Source organism: Vibrio sp. 10N.261.55.A10 (genome assembly GCF_041470825.1).
GTDB lineage: Bacteria > Pseudomonadota > Gammaproteobacteria > Enterobacterales > Vibrionaceae > Vibrio > Vibrio crassostreae_C.
The window spans coordinates 15,504-30,947 of the sequence record NZ_JBFRNC010000057.1; the positions used below are offsets into that span (position 1 = coordinate 15,504).

Below are 15,444 nucleotides of genomic sequence, written 5' to 3' on the forward strand. Positions count from 1 at the left end.
GCTAAACGCATTTCTTTAATTTTTAGTAACCTTTCTCAAACTCCATCTATTTACTGTCCGGTAAGAACTTGCTTTAGATGCGAAAACAGAGGCTAGGCCTCTGACTTTGAATCTTCACTCTAAAGGGCTTGTTGAACCTTACTTGCGATGTCTTCAGACACCCAAGGCTTCCATACCTGTGGTGAGCTTTCTAGAAAGTAATACATGGCTTCTTCGGCGTCGGCTTGGTTGTCTTCCATCCAGGCCAGCAACTCACTCATTTGTTTATTGGTAAAACCACGCTTTTCAAAGTATTGGTAGGCAAGAGGTTCGTTATTAGCAAAGGCTTCTGTGGTGATTGTGTGAACCGGTGCTGGTGGATACATGGTCACTTTAGGAGGTTCACAATCAGGTTGTGTCGTACAGTTACGGAATTCCTCAATGTCAGTACCACTTCCGAAATCAACCTTCACCATTTCATACTTACCTAGCACAGGCGTAGGCGACCAGTAATATCCAAACCATGCTTTTTTGCGTTCGTAAGCTTTCGCTATCGTACCTGCTAAAGCGGCGCCTGAGCCGGGATCAACCATTTCAAAATTGTGATCTTCTAACTTAAGCGCATCGAATAGGTGACCGGAGGTAATCTGACAAGTCCAACCCGCAGGGCAGCTATAAAACGCAAACTTCTCATCATCTTCTGGGTGTTCAAACAGCTTTGCGTTTTTAATCACACCTTCAATGGTTGTAAGCTCTGGGTACTGTTCAACAAGGTAGTTTGGTACCCAGAAACCTTCTTCCCCGCCGTTGACCAAAGACTTGCCCGCGTAACGTAGACGCTTATCCGCAACACCCTTATCCAACGCTTCTTTGATGCCATTAGTCCAAAGCTCTGGCGCAACATCAGGTTGACCTTTTTCAATCATTGACGTGCCCGTAGGGACGCTATCACCGGGGATTAAGTCCGCTTCACAGCCGTAGCCGTTATTCAAAATGAATTGGTCGACATGAGCAATAGGCTCGCCGAGTTCCAGTTCATGTCTGCAATGGTGATCTTTCCGCATTCGTCAGCACTAGCGTGTACAGAAAACGCAGCAAGTAGCGCGATGGAAAGCATGGATTTGTTATTCTGCATTGACGTAATTCCTTTTCTTGTCAGAAGCTTATTCGCTATAGAAACAGAAATGTTCGATGGAGAAAAGAGACTGAGATCTAAATTTAAACGATCTGATTATTTGGGATAGGAAGTGGAGAGGCTACTCAACAAGTACTAAAAAGGGCTGCGAGTGCAGCCCTTGTGATGTTTATTGGAATAGCCTATCTATGTGTCAAGCCGCTTTAATGTGCGTTGTAATGTACGGTTGCCATGCTTGTTGGTAAAGCTCTAAAGATTGGCGTCGTAGGCTATTAATTTGTGCCGCTTCGATATCGTTGATTGGGCGATGTTCTGCAATTGCGTGACGCTCAATGCCTTGGATAATTTCGTACAGCTCGTGCTCAGGACCACTTTTCACGTCAGCAATCGCTTTTAAGTGAAGTTGAACCTCTGCAATGATGTTGGTTTTAGGCAAACGAACCAACAAGTTAAGGTCACGGTAACCAGAGTCAGCCGGCGATTTAAACTTATTTTTCAGCTTAACAACGTCTGCTTCACGGCTTAGCGCTTCGTAAACTTCAACCAAGCTCTCTACATCGTTCGCGATGATAGTTGCACGGGCTAAGTCGGTAATTTTTGTCACATCACCATCAAGCTCAAGGGCGATTTTTTCTTCTGCGCGAGCTTGAGATTTAACGCCAGCAAATAGCGCTTCAGAATTGGTGAGTAGGGCAGTACTTTTACAGATAGTTTCTAGTTCAGCTTGGCCTTGATGCGCTTTGCTGTACAAAATATCGAAGTCGGTGTAAGGCTGAGTCGGGCGTGAGTCGAAGGCTTTGATGCCGTAAAGGCCGCTCAAACTATGACGGAATACGTTTGAAGATACTTGGTTTTGCGCAGGAGTGCGCGTTTGATCTGTTGAACTTGTTGAAACAGGTGCTGCTGCGAATGCAGGCGCTCGGCTCAATACCAAAAGCATTAGGGCCGCCGTACGGAGAAATACACTCATTCAAACTCCAAAATACAAGGTTACAAAAAACGGGTAGTCAAAAGGGCTAACCAGTAACGCACAAGAGTAAAAACAGCTTAACTAATTTCACTACATATTAAATGAGGCTAGCTAAGACAGAAACCAATTCTAACGTTTAATATTGCTTTAAAATGTGAAGATATAGCCAAATAACCCAACCGTTAGTTCCGCAATTATCAGAACTTTGAACTTAGCCAGTTTCTGATTTTATCGAAATCAATTTAGTACTTTAAACCAAGCTAAGGTTGCTCTTACCTCTCTATACTGTACCCTTGCATTATGACTGTTTAACATGAACGAAAGATGAATAATCCTGAATTTTGGCACAATAAATGGGCAGCCAACCAAATTGGTTTCCACCTCGAAGATGTAAACCCACTTCTGATTAAATTTTGGGAAAAGACTGAGCCTAGCTACGAGAAGAGTGTGTTTGTTCCACTTTGTGGCAAAAGTGAAGATCTGATTTGGCTAGCTTCAAAGCATGAAGATGTTCAAGGTGTCGAGTTAAGCCAGATTGCGGTTCGCGCATTTTTTGCAGAGCACCTTTATACCCCGACTGTGACTCAAATTAGCGGTCAGCACGAGCTCTACCAATTCGATGAACTGAACATCTACACGGGCGATTACTTTTCAGCGCCAATCCAACCTGTCGATACCATTTATGATCGCGCGTCTTTAGTCGCATTGCCTGAAGAGATGCGAGTGCAGTACGTAGAGCGCTTAAAACAACTGCTGAAACCGGGCGGTAAGATCCTTCTGGTGACTCTGGATTATGATCAAAGCGAGATGGCGGGGCCTCCGTTTAGCGTACCTAAGTTAGAGATTGCTCAATTGTTTGCAGGATACAAAATTACATTGTTGAATCAAGATATAGCGAACGATGAACATCCGAAGATTGCTAAGAAAGGCTTGTCTCGCTTCTGTGAAGAAGTGTATTTGATTGAGTCAGACGCTTAAGTTCAGTCTGCTTAGTTAAGCGAACAGATAACACCAACAAAAAGACGGGCTCGATAGCCCGTCTTTTTATGGTTCAGATTTGAACTCGTGATTGTTCAGAATTGAATAGCAGGTTAGTAAATCACTTTTACTTTTGACGCGCTCTCAATGGCATCTTCAATCGCTGTTTCTGTGCTGTTACGACGAGTAAGCGCCACACCTAAACGACGGCGACCATCGATATCAGGCTTACCAAACAAGCGAACTTGCGTTTGTGGTGCGTCTAGCGCTTCTGCAAGGCCTTCAAAGCGGATATTCGTTGATGTGCCTTGACCAAGGATAACCGCTGATGCACAAGGGCCGTATTGCGTGATGGATTTGATCGGCATACCTGTAAATGCGCGTACGTGTAGTGCAAATTCCGATGAGTCTTGAGACATCAGAGTAACCAAGCCAGTATCATGTGGGCGAGGGGAGACTTCATTGAAGATCACGTGGTCGCCTTTAACGAACAGTTCAACACCAAAGATTCCGTGACCGCCTAATGCGTTAACCACTTGCTCTGCCGTGTATTGCGCCGCTTTAAGTGCGTTGTCAGACATGACCTGTGGCTGCCATGATTCACGGTAATCACCGTCTTCTTGACGGTGACCGATAGGTGCACAGAAGTGAACACCGTCGACAGCACGAACGGTTAGAAGCGTGATTTCGTAATCAAAGTCGATGAAGCCTTCAACGATTACACGACCCGCGCCAGTACGGCCACCTTCTTGTGCGTAGTCCCAAGACTTCTGAATGTCTTCTTCTGTTTTGATAACGCTTTGGCCTTTGCCTGAAGAACTCATTACCGGCTTAACAACGCAAGGCATACCTACGAACTCAACAGCAGCGGCGAAATCTTCAAAAGTGTCTGCAAAGCGGTAAGGCGAAGTGCTCAGTTTGAGTTCTTCTGCCGCTAGACGACGGATACCTTCGCGGTTCATCGTTAGCTTGGTCGCATTCGCAGTTGGAACGACATTTAAGCCTTGCGCTTCTAGCTCTACCAACTTGCTGGTGGCAATAGCTTCAATTTCAGGAACCACATAATCTGGCTTTTCTAGTTCAATGATCGCTTGAAGTGCATCGCCGTCTAACATGTCTAATACATGGCTACGATGCGCAACTTGCATCGCTGGTGCGTCTGCATAACGGTCACAAGCAATAACTTCCAAACCTAAACGTTGGCACTCGATAGCAACTTCTTTGCCGAGTTCACCTGAACCTAATAGAAGTACACGAGTAGCATTTTCACGAGTAGCAGTACCAAACATAGAAATTCCTTCCGATCTTTTGAACGATTGATTGAAAACGGGGTGATCATACTTATTTCAATGACAAAAGCAAACGTTTGCGCAAGTTGTTGCTTTAATTACAGGCATAAAAAAAGCAGCCCTGTTAAATAGGGCTGCTTATTTAAATTTTTGTTAATCAGATGTACTTAGATTGCTAAGTAAGTCACTGGAATGTCGGGATTAATCGCTTCTAATGTAGATTGCGTATCCGCTAGGTGACTGATGCTACCTTCTGCGATTTCAACCAAAGCAGCACTTTCAATTTGTTCGAAATCGAAGCCAGCCAGTTTAAGTTGAATTAACGCGACTTGCAGAGGTGGTAGGCTCGGGTTGAACGCTGCATTTTCAGCGTAAGCACCGGTGAAAACCTCACCCGACGTCAGTTGTAGTGAAACACCACTTAGGTTTTTGGTGTAAGGAGCATGGCTGCGGTTTAGTGCTGCTAGCGCTTCTACAACAATAGGCGTTGTTTCTTCGGTCGTGTATTTATGATCAAGCTTAGTCATTAGGCCAGTTGTTACACCTAAGTCTGCAGGGCCGAACGAGTCTGGCAGGTACTCCTGCAGAGACATTTCATCACGCTGTGGAAGCTGAACTTTAAGTTCTTTTGCTGTTGTCAGTTCGTTCATGAATTGACGACAGTGACCACAAGGACTGAAGTTGATCGTGATATCTGAGATACCTAGTTCGCCTTTCATCCAAGCGTGGCTGATTGCAGATTGCTCAGCGTGAACGGTTTGACCAAGTTGAGCACCAGCGATTTCAAGGTTTGCACCAAAATACAGAGTACCAGACAAACCACGCACGATTGCACCAACATAAAAGTCAGATAACGGAGCGTAAGAATACGCTGCGGCAAAAGGAAGTAGCGCAATACGTAGCTCGTCATCCGCTAGACCACTTGCTTGCAGTAGGCTAGCAAATTGTTCTGGAGACAATGTCGCGTCAAAGTTGTCTGCTAATACGATGTCACTCAAAAGCGCTTTCATTGATGATGGAGCACTTTCCAGCGCCAGGGTAATACGACTGTTCATGTTGAATCCTTAATTGACCTTAGGCTTTAAGTTTATGCATTGCTCAGGAATTTTCTGTGATAAAGATCGCTATTGAGTTGTTGTTGTTACATTGGTTTGCATAATTAGAGTGAGGTCACACTTGAAATCGATTACAAGAGCCATTTATACAGCTGATATCGCACTTATTGCTCGTAAAAGACCGTGACTTGACTGCTATTGCTAAATAAATGCGAATAAAAAGCCCAAACAGACACTGTAATAAACAGCATTCTGGTTGGGCTGAATCGCGTAGTGATCGTTTAGGTTAAGAGTAGAACCAAACCACGAGCGAAAATATACTCGGTGCGATGATTGAGGTAATGACGCCACAAAGCACAAGAGCCAAAGAACTGAATGCTGCATCTTCCTGATTCTTTTCCGCACAAGTCGCGGTGCCTAAAGCGTGAGACACGGTACCCATGGTTAAACCACGGGCGATCGGGCTCTTAATACCAATGAGGTTGTAGATTGGGTAAGCAAAAATTGCCCCAAATAGACCCACAATCAATACCAGTATTGCCGCAATCGCTGCTTCACCACCTAAATGGCTCGATACTTCCATTGCAATTGGCGTGGTGACTGATTTGCCTAACAAGCTCGCAATCAAAGTTAAGTCCGCTTTAAATGCTACTGCGATCACTGCCGTTGTTGTCATCGACATCACACTGCCTAGCGTGCACGCAAAGGTAATGATGCGCCAGTTGGCTCTGATTTGAGGTAGCTGCTCATAAAGTGGGTAAGCAAGTGCAACAACCGCAGGCTGCAGCATGTAGGTAATCCAAGTGTTGTCAGCATAGTAAGTCTCAAACGGTACTCTAAAGAACGTGAGAATCGGAATGATGATACCAATGCTGATAAGCAGGGGGTTACACAGCGGCGAGTTTACTTTTTGACTTACCCAGCGAGCAAATAGGAATACCACGATGGTGAGTAGAATCCACATGATCAGTTACCTCTCGAAAGCAAGCGGTCTAAGAACCATGATAAGGATACTAACACCAATAATGTGCCACCAACGGCGCTCGCCATAATTGGCAATGCGTTCGCGATGAGCATGTCGAAGTGATCCATCAACCCAACACTGATCGGAACAAACAGTAAGATCATTAGGCGGATAATCAAGCTTGCGCCGGGTTGTACCCAGTGCGAAGGAACAATACCAATCACCATGGCGGCAAACAGAATCAACATGCCAAAAATACTGCCAGGGATTGAGGTATCCAAAAAGTGCTGTAACGCGTTACCTGCTGTAAGTGCACCTATGATTAAGGTGAAGGAGATTAAGCAGTAAACCAGTTGGATCAATCTTTCTTTCAAAGTGTTACGTCTCTTGATAATGGAATTAGCTAGCTAACTTTTCTACGTACTGATAAACCGCCTTCAAGATAGCCATTTTCTTCTCGTCGCTTTCATGTTCGTGCGCGAGGTTTTCAAGGTTGAGCATGTACTCTTCTAAACGGCACTCATAAAACTCACGACAATGGTTCGCCCATTTCAATTGCTCAGCTTCGTCGAGCGTCCATGGGAAGTTACGCGCACGGTAACGGAACAGTAACGGTTTAATTCGTTCGTCACTGAAGGTGATATCCAAAGCCGCCAAGTTGTTCGGGTCAGTTTCGCGAATGATGTTCATCGCTGTTTTATCAGCAGGTGAAAAGAAACCGTCGTAAAGGTGTGTATCAACATCATCACTCTTTTCGTACTCGCGCTCTTGTGAATACAGGCCGATCAGTTTTTCGCGGATCTCTGGGTGTTCGCGCAGCAGTGCCAAGTTTTTCAGGCATTGTTGGCGATCGATACCGATGGTTTCAGCATTTTCAGCCGTTAGCGTTTTGGCTGGAGCAAGAATAGGGCACTTGTTTAGCTGAACCAATTTGATGGGTACGGGTAGTTCGTCTTCACCCAGTTCACTGCGTTTGGTATAGAGCCTTTCTCTGAGTTCATCAGCGTCCAGTTCTAACAGTGGGCTTGGATCTTTGGCTAAATCAACCACGATAACCGCATTTTGATTGGTTGGGTGCCAAGCCATAGGCACAATCCAGCTGGTGTAGTTGCAGTCACGGCCAAACATGCCTGAAACGTGCATTAATGGTGTCATGTTTACGATATCAACCAGATCATTCAGCTTACGCTTATGACGCATGTTGTAAAGGTAATCGAACATCTTAGGTTGCGCAGCTTTCAGCTTCTTCGCTAACTCGATGGTCGCAATAACATCGGCCATGGCATCGTGCGCGTTCTCATGTTCAATGCCGTTTGCCACAGATAGGTGTTCCAGTTTGAAGCTTGGATAACCTTCTTCGTTCTCTGGCCAAACAATGCCTTCAGGGCGCAGTGCGTGAACAGCGCGCATTACATCTAATAAATCCCAACGCGAGTTGCCGTTCTGCCAGCTCCACGCATATGGGTCGATGAAGTTTCGGTAGCAGGTGTAACGCGTTACCTCGTCATCGAATCGAATACTGTTGTAGCCAAGGCTTGTGGTGTTTGGTTTGGCTAACTCAGCATGGATCTTAGCGATAAACTCTGGTTCAGGAAGACCTTGTGAAGCCGCTTTTTGTGGTGTGATACGGGTGATCAGTGCAGCTTCAGGCGCAGGGAGGTAATCAGCGGGAGGTTGGCAATAGATAACCAGAGGCTCTCCAATAACATTGAAATCTTGGTCGGTACGAACACCCGCAAACTGACTCGGACGGTCTTTTGCTGGGCTAACGCCCCATGTTTCGTAATCGAAAAAGAAGTAGGTTGGCTGATTATCTGAACTCATTGAATTTCCTGAACAGCAAGCGCGGAACGTTTACTGTGGCTGAAGGTTAGTTTTGTTCAGTATCTGATAGTATGCGGTACGCGTGCAACCCAGATCACAAATAAATTGCCGGAAAACGGTGCTTTACTATTCAATCGAGTCAGTGGGGAAGGTTTTGAAACCAATTGAGGCGGTTTCTTAGTTAATACAATCTGTCTATCGTCCGTTTAATCCGATGGAGGCGAGAGTATCAACTGGACTTTCTGCTTCATGGTTAACTCTCGGTTCTTCAAATCTTTGAATATGGCCTTCCATTCTTGAAAGGTGACCACTATCGGATTAAAACTGTTCACGGGTTTGGTGACGCCATAACGTACAGTTTCAACTTCAGGTTCGAATGTACCAAATAACTTATCCCAGATAATAAGAACGCCGGCGTAGTTCTTATCAATGTATTGCGGGTTTTTGCCGTGATGTACTCGATGATGAGAAGGGGTATTAAAGATGTATTCAAGTGGCCCCAAGCTTCGTATCCATTGTGTATGGACGAAGAACTGCAAACCTAGATTGAGAAGCACCACAAAGATGACCCACTTAGGGGCAAAACCTATGATGACCAACGGTATCCAGAAAAGCCACATCCCAGCAAGTGGATACATTAAGCTTTGACGGAAAGCCGTACTGAAGTTCATGCTTTCTGAACTGTGGTGTGCCACGTGTGCTGCCCACATCCAGCGAACACGATGGCTTGCTCTGTGGAACCAGTAATAGTAAAAGTCTTGCAACACCATCAATACAACAAAACTCAGCACGCCCATTTCAATGTCCATTAAGCGCCAACCAAACATCCAGAGATACAGCTGCACGACCAATAACCCGGTGAGCAAATCGGAGAGTTGATGCATTCCCGCCAGCGTGAAATTACACATCACTTCTGAAAGCTTATAGCTGGAGTTATCAGGCAGTCGACCTTGCTTCTGACCGATAAAATACTCAGCCAACATGCACACCACGAACAAGGGCGCTAATACCAGCAGTAGCCATTCTGGGTAATTGATTAATGCGTCGATATTCATGTTTTATCCTTGTTGAGACGCCATACGCGTTCTTAGTATCAAGTTTACTTAGACTTGCTCGCCTGAAATTCAGTTAGCAAAATTTCGCTACCAGCGAGCAAAGTGATCTTCTGTTAGGCCAAGAACACCATCGAGTTGATGTGTCACTCCATTGTTGTCTTCAATCGAGCCAGAAAAGTGACCAATGAACTGACGAAAGTTACTTTTTAACAGCCATAAATTGAGCTTTTCGCTGCGATTATTTAAGGGCGTAAAGGTCAGGTTTATACGTCCATCTTGTGATGTTATCTGCCAAGGTAAATTGGTGTCTTGGCGACTAAACGCAAACTGTACCGGGTTAAGTAAGTGCCGAGTTCCATTGATCCATAAAACGTTCTCGCAGCCTCCGGTTTCATTGACGCCTGCTGCGAGGTTCAAGCCAATATCTGTCCCATTGGATTGCGTGTTGATGCTTGCCCAGTGCCAACTGGTTTCACGTCTCATGTAACCCGCTGAAAAGTCATAACCGGCACGAGCTTGTTCGAGAACGAGTGATTCTCCCTTGATTTGGATTTCACCGCTGATGCGCAAAGCATTGTGCTTTTGGGTGTAAGTCCAACCTGAATAACCCGTTGGGCTGCACATCGCCATGGGCAAGCTGTCGGTTTCAGGCTCTAAAGAAATATTGGCCTTGATGAATTTCGTATTCAAGCGAACTCGCCATTGTCCGCCCTCGATATAGAAAGCAATGCTTTGATCTGCAATGCTTGTCTTTCCTTCAAATGGTGAAGGCGTTACATGCTTATCAAACCCTAATGGCCTCAACCAAGATGACTCTTGCAGATGGTTGTTTTCTATGTCGTACAGATAACAAAATGCCGAGCCTAAGTAGCGAATATCCGCGATAGCGACGCCGATAATGTGTGTGTCGGTGACGATGCTGACAAATTGAAATTGCTTGTAGTGGAAGTGCTTCTGCCAAAGGTTTGCTTTTGAATCCATCGAGTTTCGGTAGTCAAAGTTCTCGATGTTCAGGTGTTTAAGGATGCCATCGAAATGCCCAATGATCGGCTGACCATTAGAATCAATCAAACTGTGTGGAGCAGGATTCGTTTTTATCATTGCGATAGTTCACATTAATTTAACAACTAAAGCCATTGTGCGATGAGTAGCGTAGAATTGGGAGGTCATATTCGGACAAGAGCGCGTTGCCAATCACGATTTTGTCAGTAGTGTTGTTGAAGCTGAGTAGTCATGTTGATGTGAATGGGCTCGATATAAGGAGAGACTATTGGAGATTATCGCGGAGTATAAGCCAACCGGACATCGGCATCAGTTGGGGACATTAGATATCGCGCTGCTGTTGAATACGTTAGAGCAACGAGGTATCGATATTGAAAGGCTACTCAATGATGTGGGTTTGCCGAATATGGATTGGCGAGACTCGAATGGAAAGCTGACTTACGCTGACAAGCTTGCGTTATTTAGCGCGGCGAATCAGAGCTTTCCTCACGATGGCTTGGGGCTTTGGTTGGGAGAACACGCTAGCTTGAGCCATTTTGGTGTGTTGGGTTATGCGCTATCAACCAGTCAAAATGTCAGGGAGGCCATCAAGTCGGGCTTCAAATATCTGCGCCTGAACGGTCCTATTTTCTCGGTTAAATTGTTTCTAGATTCCGAGCAAGCAGTGATTCAGATTGAGAACACCTTGGAAGTGGGCGATCTCCTACCTTTCTGCAGTGAGTATTTCTTGAGTTCCATCGTCTCTTTGTTCAAAGAACTCACTGGTCATGAATTGGATATTCACACTTTGGCTTTGCCTTATGCTCGCCCTAACTACGCCAAGCTCTATGACGACAGTTTCCAGTGCCCGGTGATTTTTGAGCAAAGCCATTGTGAACTGCGTTTTGATGCCTCGGTTTTATCACAAACCTTATTGACTCATGATGCCGCGACACTGAAGCGCTATCTTGCGTCTTGCCAGTCGATAGTGGAAACGCTGGACTCTGAGCATCTGCTGACTAACCAAATCAAAACGATCTTTTATCAAACCGCAGGCAGTTTCCCGAATATTGAACAACTCACGGATGAGTTTGGTTGTAGCTCTCGTACACTCAGGCGAGAGCTAGTGACCCATGATTCCAGTTATCAAATATTGCTTACCGAAGTTCGAGTGGAACTGGCCAAAGAGCTGTTACTCGGCACAACCATGAGTATCGATGATATCGGTGAAAGGCTCGGTTATAGCGACCCTGCAAATTTCAGAAGGGCGTTTAAAGGTTGGCTCAATAAAACGCCCGCGCAGTTTCGTGACGGTTTAAGTTAAAGCGTTACTTGCTAAAAAACTGTTCTCTGAAATCGGTGACTTGCTGTTGATAGTAACTGTCCCAATCGTGTTGAGTCCAAGTGGCATAACTCGAGCTTCGCTGAGAGTCTAAGGTCGCTTTGAGCTGATCCAGTTGCTCGTGATAACTCATCACGGTTTGTTGCTGTTGTGCGACTTGCTGTTCTCGCGCGGCAATGTTGCTAGCCTTCGCTTCATCTAAGTAGGCATCTTGAAGGTCGGCTTTGACTGATACTATCTCAGCAGGGCTATAGCTGCTGGGTATCAAAGAGACTGCCAATTCATATTTTTGAAGCTGTGTTTCGGCGTTTAACGTGTCCGTATTGTTTTGCCATTCACTAAGCAAATCTTGATAGTAGGCCAAAAACTGGCTCGCTTCGTTTTCTTTAAGGGTGTTTGCGTCGAGCGTAAAATCTAGATGCGCAAACTGGTCTGCGAATAGCTGGTGGGCCAACTCGCCCCATATTTGCTGTGCAGACTGCTTGAATAAGGCAACACGATCTTCAAGAGTCTCTATGGATTCAAGTGGGATGGTACTTTGGGCTAATTGCCAGTCGACTGATAACTGCGGATAGTCGCTCAGTAACTCAAACCATATGCTCGGCAATTCTGATTTCAATCATGCGAGTTGCTCTGCGCAGTCATCGCGTTGTTGACAAAGCTTCCAGAACCCATCGAGTTCATCGAATAAAGCCTTACCTTCGAATTCACTCAAGTTTTCAGCAAGAATTTTACCGTCCAGTGCTCCAGCTTGGGCTTGATTGCTCTGCGATGCTGAATTTCCCGAACTGGTGGTTGCAGTTGGTGTGAAATTATCGTCATCAGTTGTCGTAGAAACACGCGGCTTAGCTTCTGTGTGTTGAGCAGAAGATAGCGGTGTTTCAATTGATTTTGATGACCATGAGTAGCCAACAATGCTCGTCACCGCGACGAGCATTAGGATTAATATAACTCGATGCATTATTGGTTCACCGCGCTACTTGATCACGGCGCTAACAGGGAAGTGGTCTGAAAGGTTGTAGTGCTTCCATAACTCACTGCTTGTTGAACGAGGAACATCAACGCGGTTATTGTTGTGAGTTTTTTGTGCGTACTCCGAACTCACCACTACGTAATCCAAGTATTCGACGTTTTCCCCGCCAGACATAGGTTCGCCTGCAAAGTTGTTGATACGAGGATCAAAGGTGGAAGCAGTATAACCTGAATACTCCGGCTCAGCGGCTTGCAGGTTAGCGAACATTTGTTGGTAGTCGCCTGGGAACTTCAGCTTGTTCACGTTGAAGTCACCGCTATAAATAACCGTCTCTGAAGTTGGTATTTCCAGTGATTGAGCAAGCTGACGCATCTGTTTAAATTGGCGCTGTCGGTAGTCACGAGCGGTATCGGTATCGAATGATGCCGTGTGGGTGCCGAAAACATGGTAAGCCTGACCATTCTTGATAACCTCGGCATAATTCACGCCCTTATCAGCGAAACAATCTGTGCCTGTACAATCAGGGAACACGTATTGCGCTTCGTTGACAATAGGGTAGCGGCTGACAATGATCACGCCGCCGTCATAGATGTTAATCCCATCTTTATCGAGCATTTTAGTTTGATAAGGATACTCTTTTGCAAGCTCACGTAGGAACTTATCTCGTCCGTTGGCAAACACCTCTTGAAGCGCCAGCACGTCGTAGCCCTTTACGTATTGAGGGAGCAGGTCATAGCGGTCACCAATATGTGAAGCGATGGCAGGCAGCGCCCAGATGTTGTAAGTCATGACTTTCAGTGTATTGGCATCCGGCTCTGGCTGCTCATCCACTTTGGGCGGGGTGATGGTGTAATAAATATCATCGTAGCGCGCCGTAGAATCGGCTTTAAGTGCTAGCTCTGCATTGACCCCGAACGCATCGGTTGTGCTGCGATGAATATTACGATCGTCATGCAATGTTAGGTTGACGTCTGCAGCACTCAAACCATGTTGCAGTGTCGAGTTATACCAATGTCCCTTCATGGTTTGGTTGAGCGTGACACTTTCGCCCACAGCGTTTGATACCACAGTGTCAAACTCATAGGTCTTCCCAGATTTCACACCAGTCCAGCGGTTGAAACTTATCAGCTTCTTCGTCTCCCAAGGACCAATCTGTTCAACATGCTGTTGCCACTCATCACCGAGTTGAAGCAGGTCGGTACCAGTGTGGTTGGCTTGAATGGTCATCACTTGATTGGTGTTATTGGTGAGATACACGTCGGTGTCTGCGATCGCAGAGGTCGAAGCGATTGATGTGGATGCCACAAGTGCAGCTAACCAAGTCCATTGAGTTTTCATCGTTTACGTTATCCTTATTGATTGATGTCTAGAATAACGTAGTCAAGAGTTATGACATTGGAGTTATAACTCTATGGCATTTATTCAAATATGAGATATATGCCAAGGTTTTATAAAATTGATTAACCATTGAAAATTAACATATTGTCTTATCGGAATGATAAGTGGTACGCGCGCGAATAATAGGGTCAGTTAATGCTTTCGAGTCGGTGGAACAGCCAATATTGGCGTGCTTAAGTGAAAACTGTGTGTCGCGGTAAAGTGGAGGTTGTGAGCAACAAGAAGGGAATATGGACACAGCTTAGAGCTATCAGCATAAATTTTGCGATTGTTCTGTAATTTACTCTTGTTCAGTAAACAGAAACCTCAAAAACAGGTATGATAGTGCCGTTTTTAATCCTGAACTGGGAAAGTCATGGCAAAGTTAACACTCCAAGAGCAGATGCTTAAAGCTGGCTTGGTAAATGAGAAAAAATTAAAGAAGGCGAAGAAAGGCTCTAAAAAGTCTCGCGTTCAGTCTCGTGAAGCAAAAGCGGCAGCTGAAGAAACTAAACTGGCGCAGCAAGCGAAAGACAAAGAGCTAAACCAACAGTTGAAAGAACAACAGTTGAGCAAAGAAATTAAAGCTCAAGTGAAGCAACTGATTGAGATGAACAAGATCGAACAGAAGAACGGTGAGATCAAATACAACTTCACCGACGGTACGCTAGTTAAATATCTTTACGTAGAAGAGCTGACTCAAAAGCAACTAAGTAAAGGCATTCTAAGTATTGCTCGTCAAGGCGAGAGCTATGTTGTTATTCCAACAGCAGTAGCGAACAAGATTGCTATGCGCGACGAAGAATCTATCGTTGAGACGCAGGCAGGTAGCACAGACGAAGTAGACGAAGATGACCCGTACAAAGACTTCGTGATCCCAGATGATCTAATGTGGTAATCCGTTTTACCTAGCTCCATTTTAATGGTTAGCTAAGTTTACAGGATCTAAGAATGCAGCGAACAATCACTCGATTGGCGCTGCATTTTTTTTGGCGCGAAATGACTTCAACAAATCTTGAATAAAGCTTAGTGTTCTGACATGCCGTAAACAAGGCTATCATTGGCACTTGCATGATCGATAAAATCGGTATTAGCGCGCTGTTCGTGTTGGTCATAGCCATCGAAGTAACAGTCGCCAATTTCATTGCGCGGGCAAACGTGAATGTGGTCTTTGATGACCAGTTCGGTAGAGCAGCATGGGCAGTGTTTTACATGTCCAGTGAGTACCGTAGATCGATTTGGTTTCATACATCCTCCTGATAGGCACTGTAATCTGATTGCCTATTTGCACCCTAAGTTACGCAAATTAGTGTGTCGTTATGATTTCATTTTTAAGTCAATGAAAAACGATTCGTAGAGTGAATGTTTAGGTATTAATGTAAATGTAAGAGCAAGAAAAAATAAAAGAACTAGGACGAGTAGGCTTGAAAGTAGATCGGCCATATAGTCGACTTTCACTGGTATCACATTCAGCCGAAGAGGTTGAAGTAGAGCTCGCTACGACGAATATGTTGGCCAGATG

The 15,444-nt window shown here is 45.1% G+C and carries 13 protein-coding genes and 2 pseudogenes; 3 read left to right on the plus strand and 12 right to left on the minus strand.

The features are described 5' to 3' along the window. Nucleotides 1–119: 119 nt before the first annotated feature. Nucleotides 120–1,114: pseudogene (locus AB4274_RS17585) on the minus strand (ABC transporter substrate-binding protein). A gap of 193 nt (nucleotides 1,115–1,307) precedes the next feature. Beyond that, nucleotides 1,308–2,084: a RelA/SpoT domain-containing protein gene (locus AB4274_RS17590; protein ID WP_102320071.1), complete on the minus strand. Its 777-nt coding sequence runs from the start codon at nucleotides 2,082–2,084 to the stop codon at nucleotides 1,308–1,310. A 324-nt stretch (nucleotides 2,085–2,408) separates the two neighbouring features. Here AB4274_RS17590 and AB4274_RS17595 point away from each other — a divergent pair, with 324 nt between their 5' ends. Continuing rightward, complete coding sequence (locus AB4274_RS17595) at nucleotides 2,409–3,062, plus strand: thiopurine S-methyltransferase (RefSeq protein ID WP_017065505.1); 654 nt, start codon at nucleotides 2,409–2,411, stop codon at nucleotides 3,060–3,062. A gap of 113 nt (nucleotides 3,063–3,175) precedes the next feature. Here the strand turns inward: AB4274_RS17595 and purT are convergent, their stop codons facing one another. From purT to AB4274_RS17630, 7 genes are all read right to left on the minus strand, one after another. Continuing rightward, entirely contained in the window at nucleotides 3,176–4,351 is a 1,176-nt protein-coding gene (gene purT, locus AB4274_RS17600) for a formate-dependent phosphoribosylglycinamide formyltransferase (RefSeq protein WP_372112758.1), read from the minus strand. Nucleotides 4,352–4,518: 167 nt separating this feature from the next. Further along, a complete protein-coding gene (gene cdd, locus AB4274_RS17605) occupies nucleotides 4,519–5,406 on the minus strand; it encodes a cytidine deaminase (RefSeq protein ID WP_372112760.1) in 888 nt (295 codons plus the stop codon). A 286-nt stretch (nucleotides 5,407–5,692) separates the two neighbouring features. Further along, complete coding sequence (locus tag AB4274_RS17610; protein WP_017059134.1) at nucleotides 5,693–6,370, minus strand: LrgB family protein; 678 nt, start codon at nucleotides 6,368–6,370, stop codon at nucleotides 5,693–5,695. Nucleotides 6,371–6,372: 2 nt separating this feature from the next. Continuing rightward, entirely contained in the window at nucleotides 6,373–6,744 is a 372-nt protein-coding gene (locus tag AB4274_RS17615; protein ID WP_004734867.1) for a CidA/LrgA family protein, read from the minus strand. A gap of 25 nt (nucleotides 6,745–6,769) precedes the next feature. Next, nucleotides 6,770–8,194: an exodeoxyribonuclease I gene (sbcB, locus tag AB4274_RS17620; RefSeq protein ID WP_017070926.1), complete on the minus strand. Its 1,425-nt coding sequence runs from the start codon at nucleotides 8,192–8,194 to the stop codon at nucleotides 6,770–6,772. Between the two features lie 206 nt (nucleotides 8,195–8,400). After that, entirely contained in the window at nucleotides 8,401–9,249 is an 849-nt protein-coding gene (locus tag AB4274_RS17625) for a sterol desaturase family protein (RefSeq protein ID WP_136974856.1), read from the minus strand. 87 nt (nucleotides 9,250–9,336) lie between these two features. Next, complete coding sequence (locus tag AB4274_RS17630) at nucleotides 9,337–10,350, minus strand: DUF2804 domain-containing protein (protein ID WP_372112762.1); 1,014 nt, start codon at nucleotides 10,348–10,350, stop codon at nucleotides 9,337–9,339. A 169-nt stretch (nucleotides 10,351–10,519) separates the two neighbouring features. On the opposite strand from AB4274_RS17630, the gene AB4274_RS17635 reads away from it, so the two are divergent. Beyond that, a complete protein-coding gene (locus AB4274_RS17635; protein WP_102447982.1) occupies nucleotides 10,520–11,554 on the plus strand; it encodes an AraC family transcriptional regulator in 1,035 nt (344 codons plus the stop codon). 4 nt (nucleotides 11,555–11,558) lie between these two features. Here the strand turns inward: AB4274_RS17635 and AB4274_RS17640 are convergent. Both AB4274_RS17640 and AB4274_RS17645 read right to left on the minus strand, forming a co-directional pair. After that, nucleotides 11,559–12,509 (minus strand): annotated as a pseudogene (locus tag AB4274_RS17640) (chromosome partitioning protein ParA). A 39-nt stretch (nucleotides 12,510–12,548) separates the two neighbouring features. Beyond that, on the minus strand, nucleotides 12,549–13,883 hold the full coding sequence (locus AB4274_RS17645) for a sphingomyelin phosphodiesterase (protein ID WP_372112764.1): 1,335 nt from the start codon (nucleotides 13,881–13,883) through the stop codon (nucleotides 12,549–12,551). Nucleotides 13,884–14,298: 415 nt separating this feature from the next. On the opposite strand from AB4274_RS17645, the gene AB4274_RS17650 reads away from it, so the two are divergent. After that, nucleotides 14,299–14,820, plus strand: a complete 522-nt coding sequence (locus AB4274_RS17650) for a DUF2058 domain-containing protein (RefSeq protein WP_372089874.1) — start codon at nucleotides 14,299–14,301, stop codon at nucleotides 14,818–14,820. A gap of 128 nt (nucleotides 14,821–14,948) precedes the next feature. Here the strand turns inward: AB4274_RS17650 and AB4274_RS17655 are convergent, their stop codons facing one another. Further along, nucleotides 14,949–15,170, minus strand: coding sequence for a hypothetical protein (locus AB4274_RS17655; protein ID WP_017059142.1), 222 nt, complete (start codon nucleotides 15,168–15,170; stop codon nucleotides 14,949–14,951). Nucleotides 15,171–15,444: the final 274 nt, after the last annotated feature.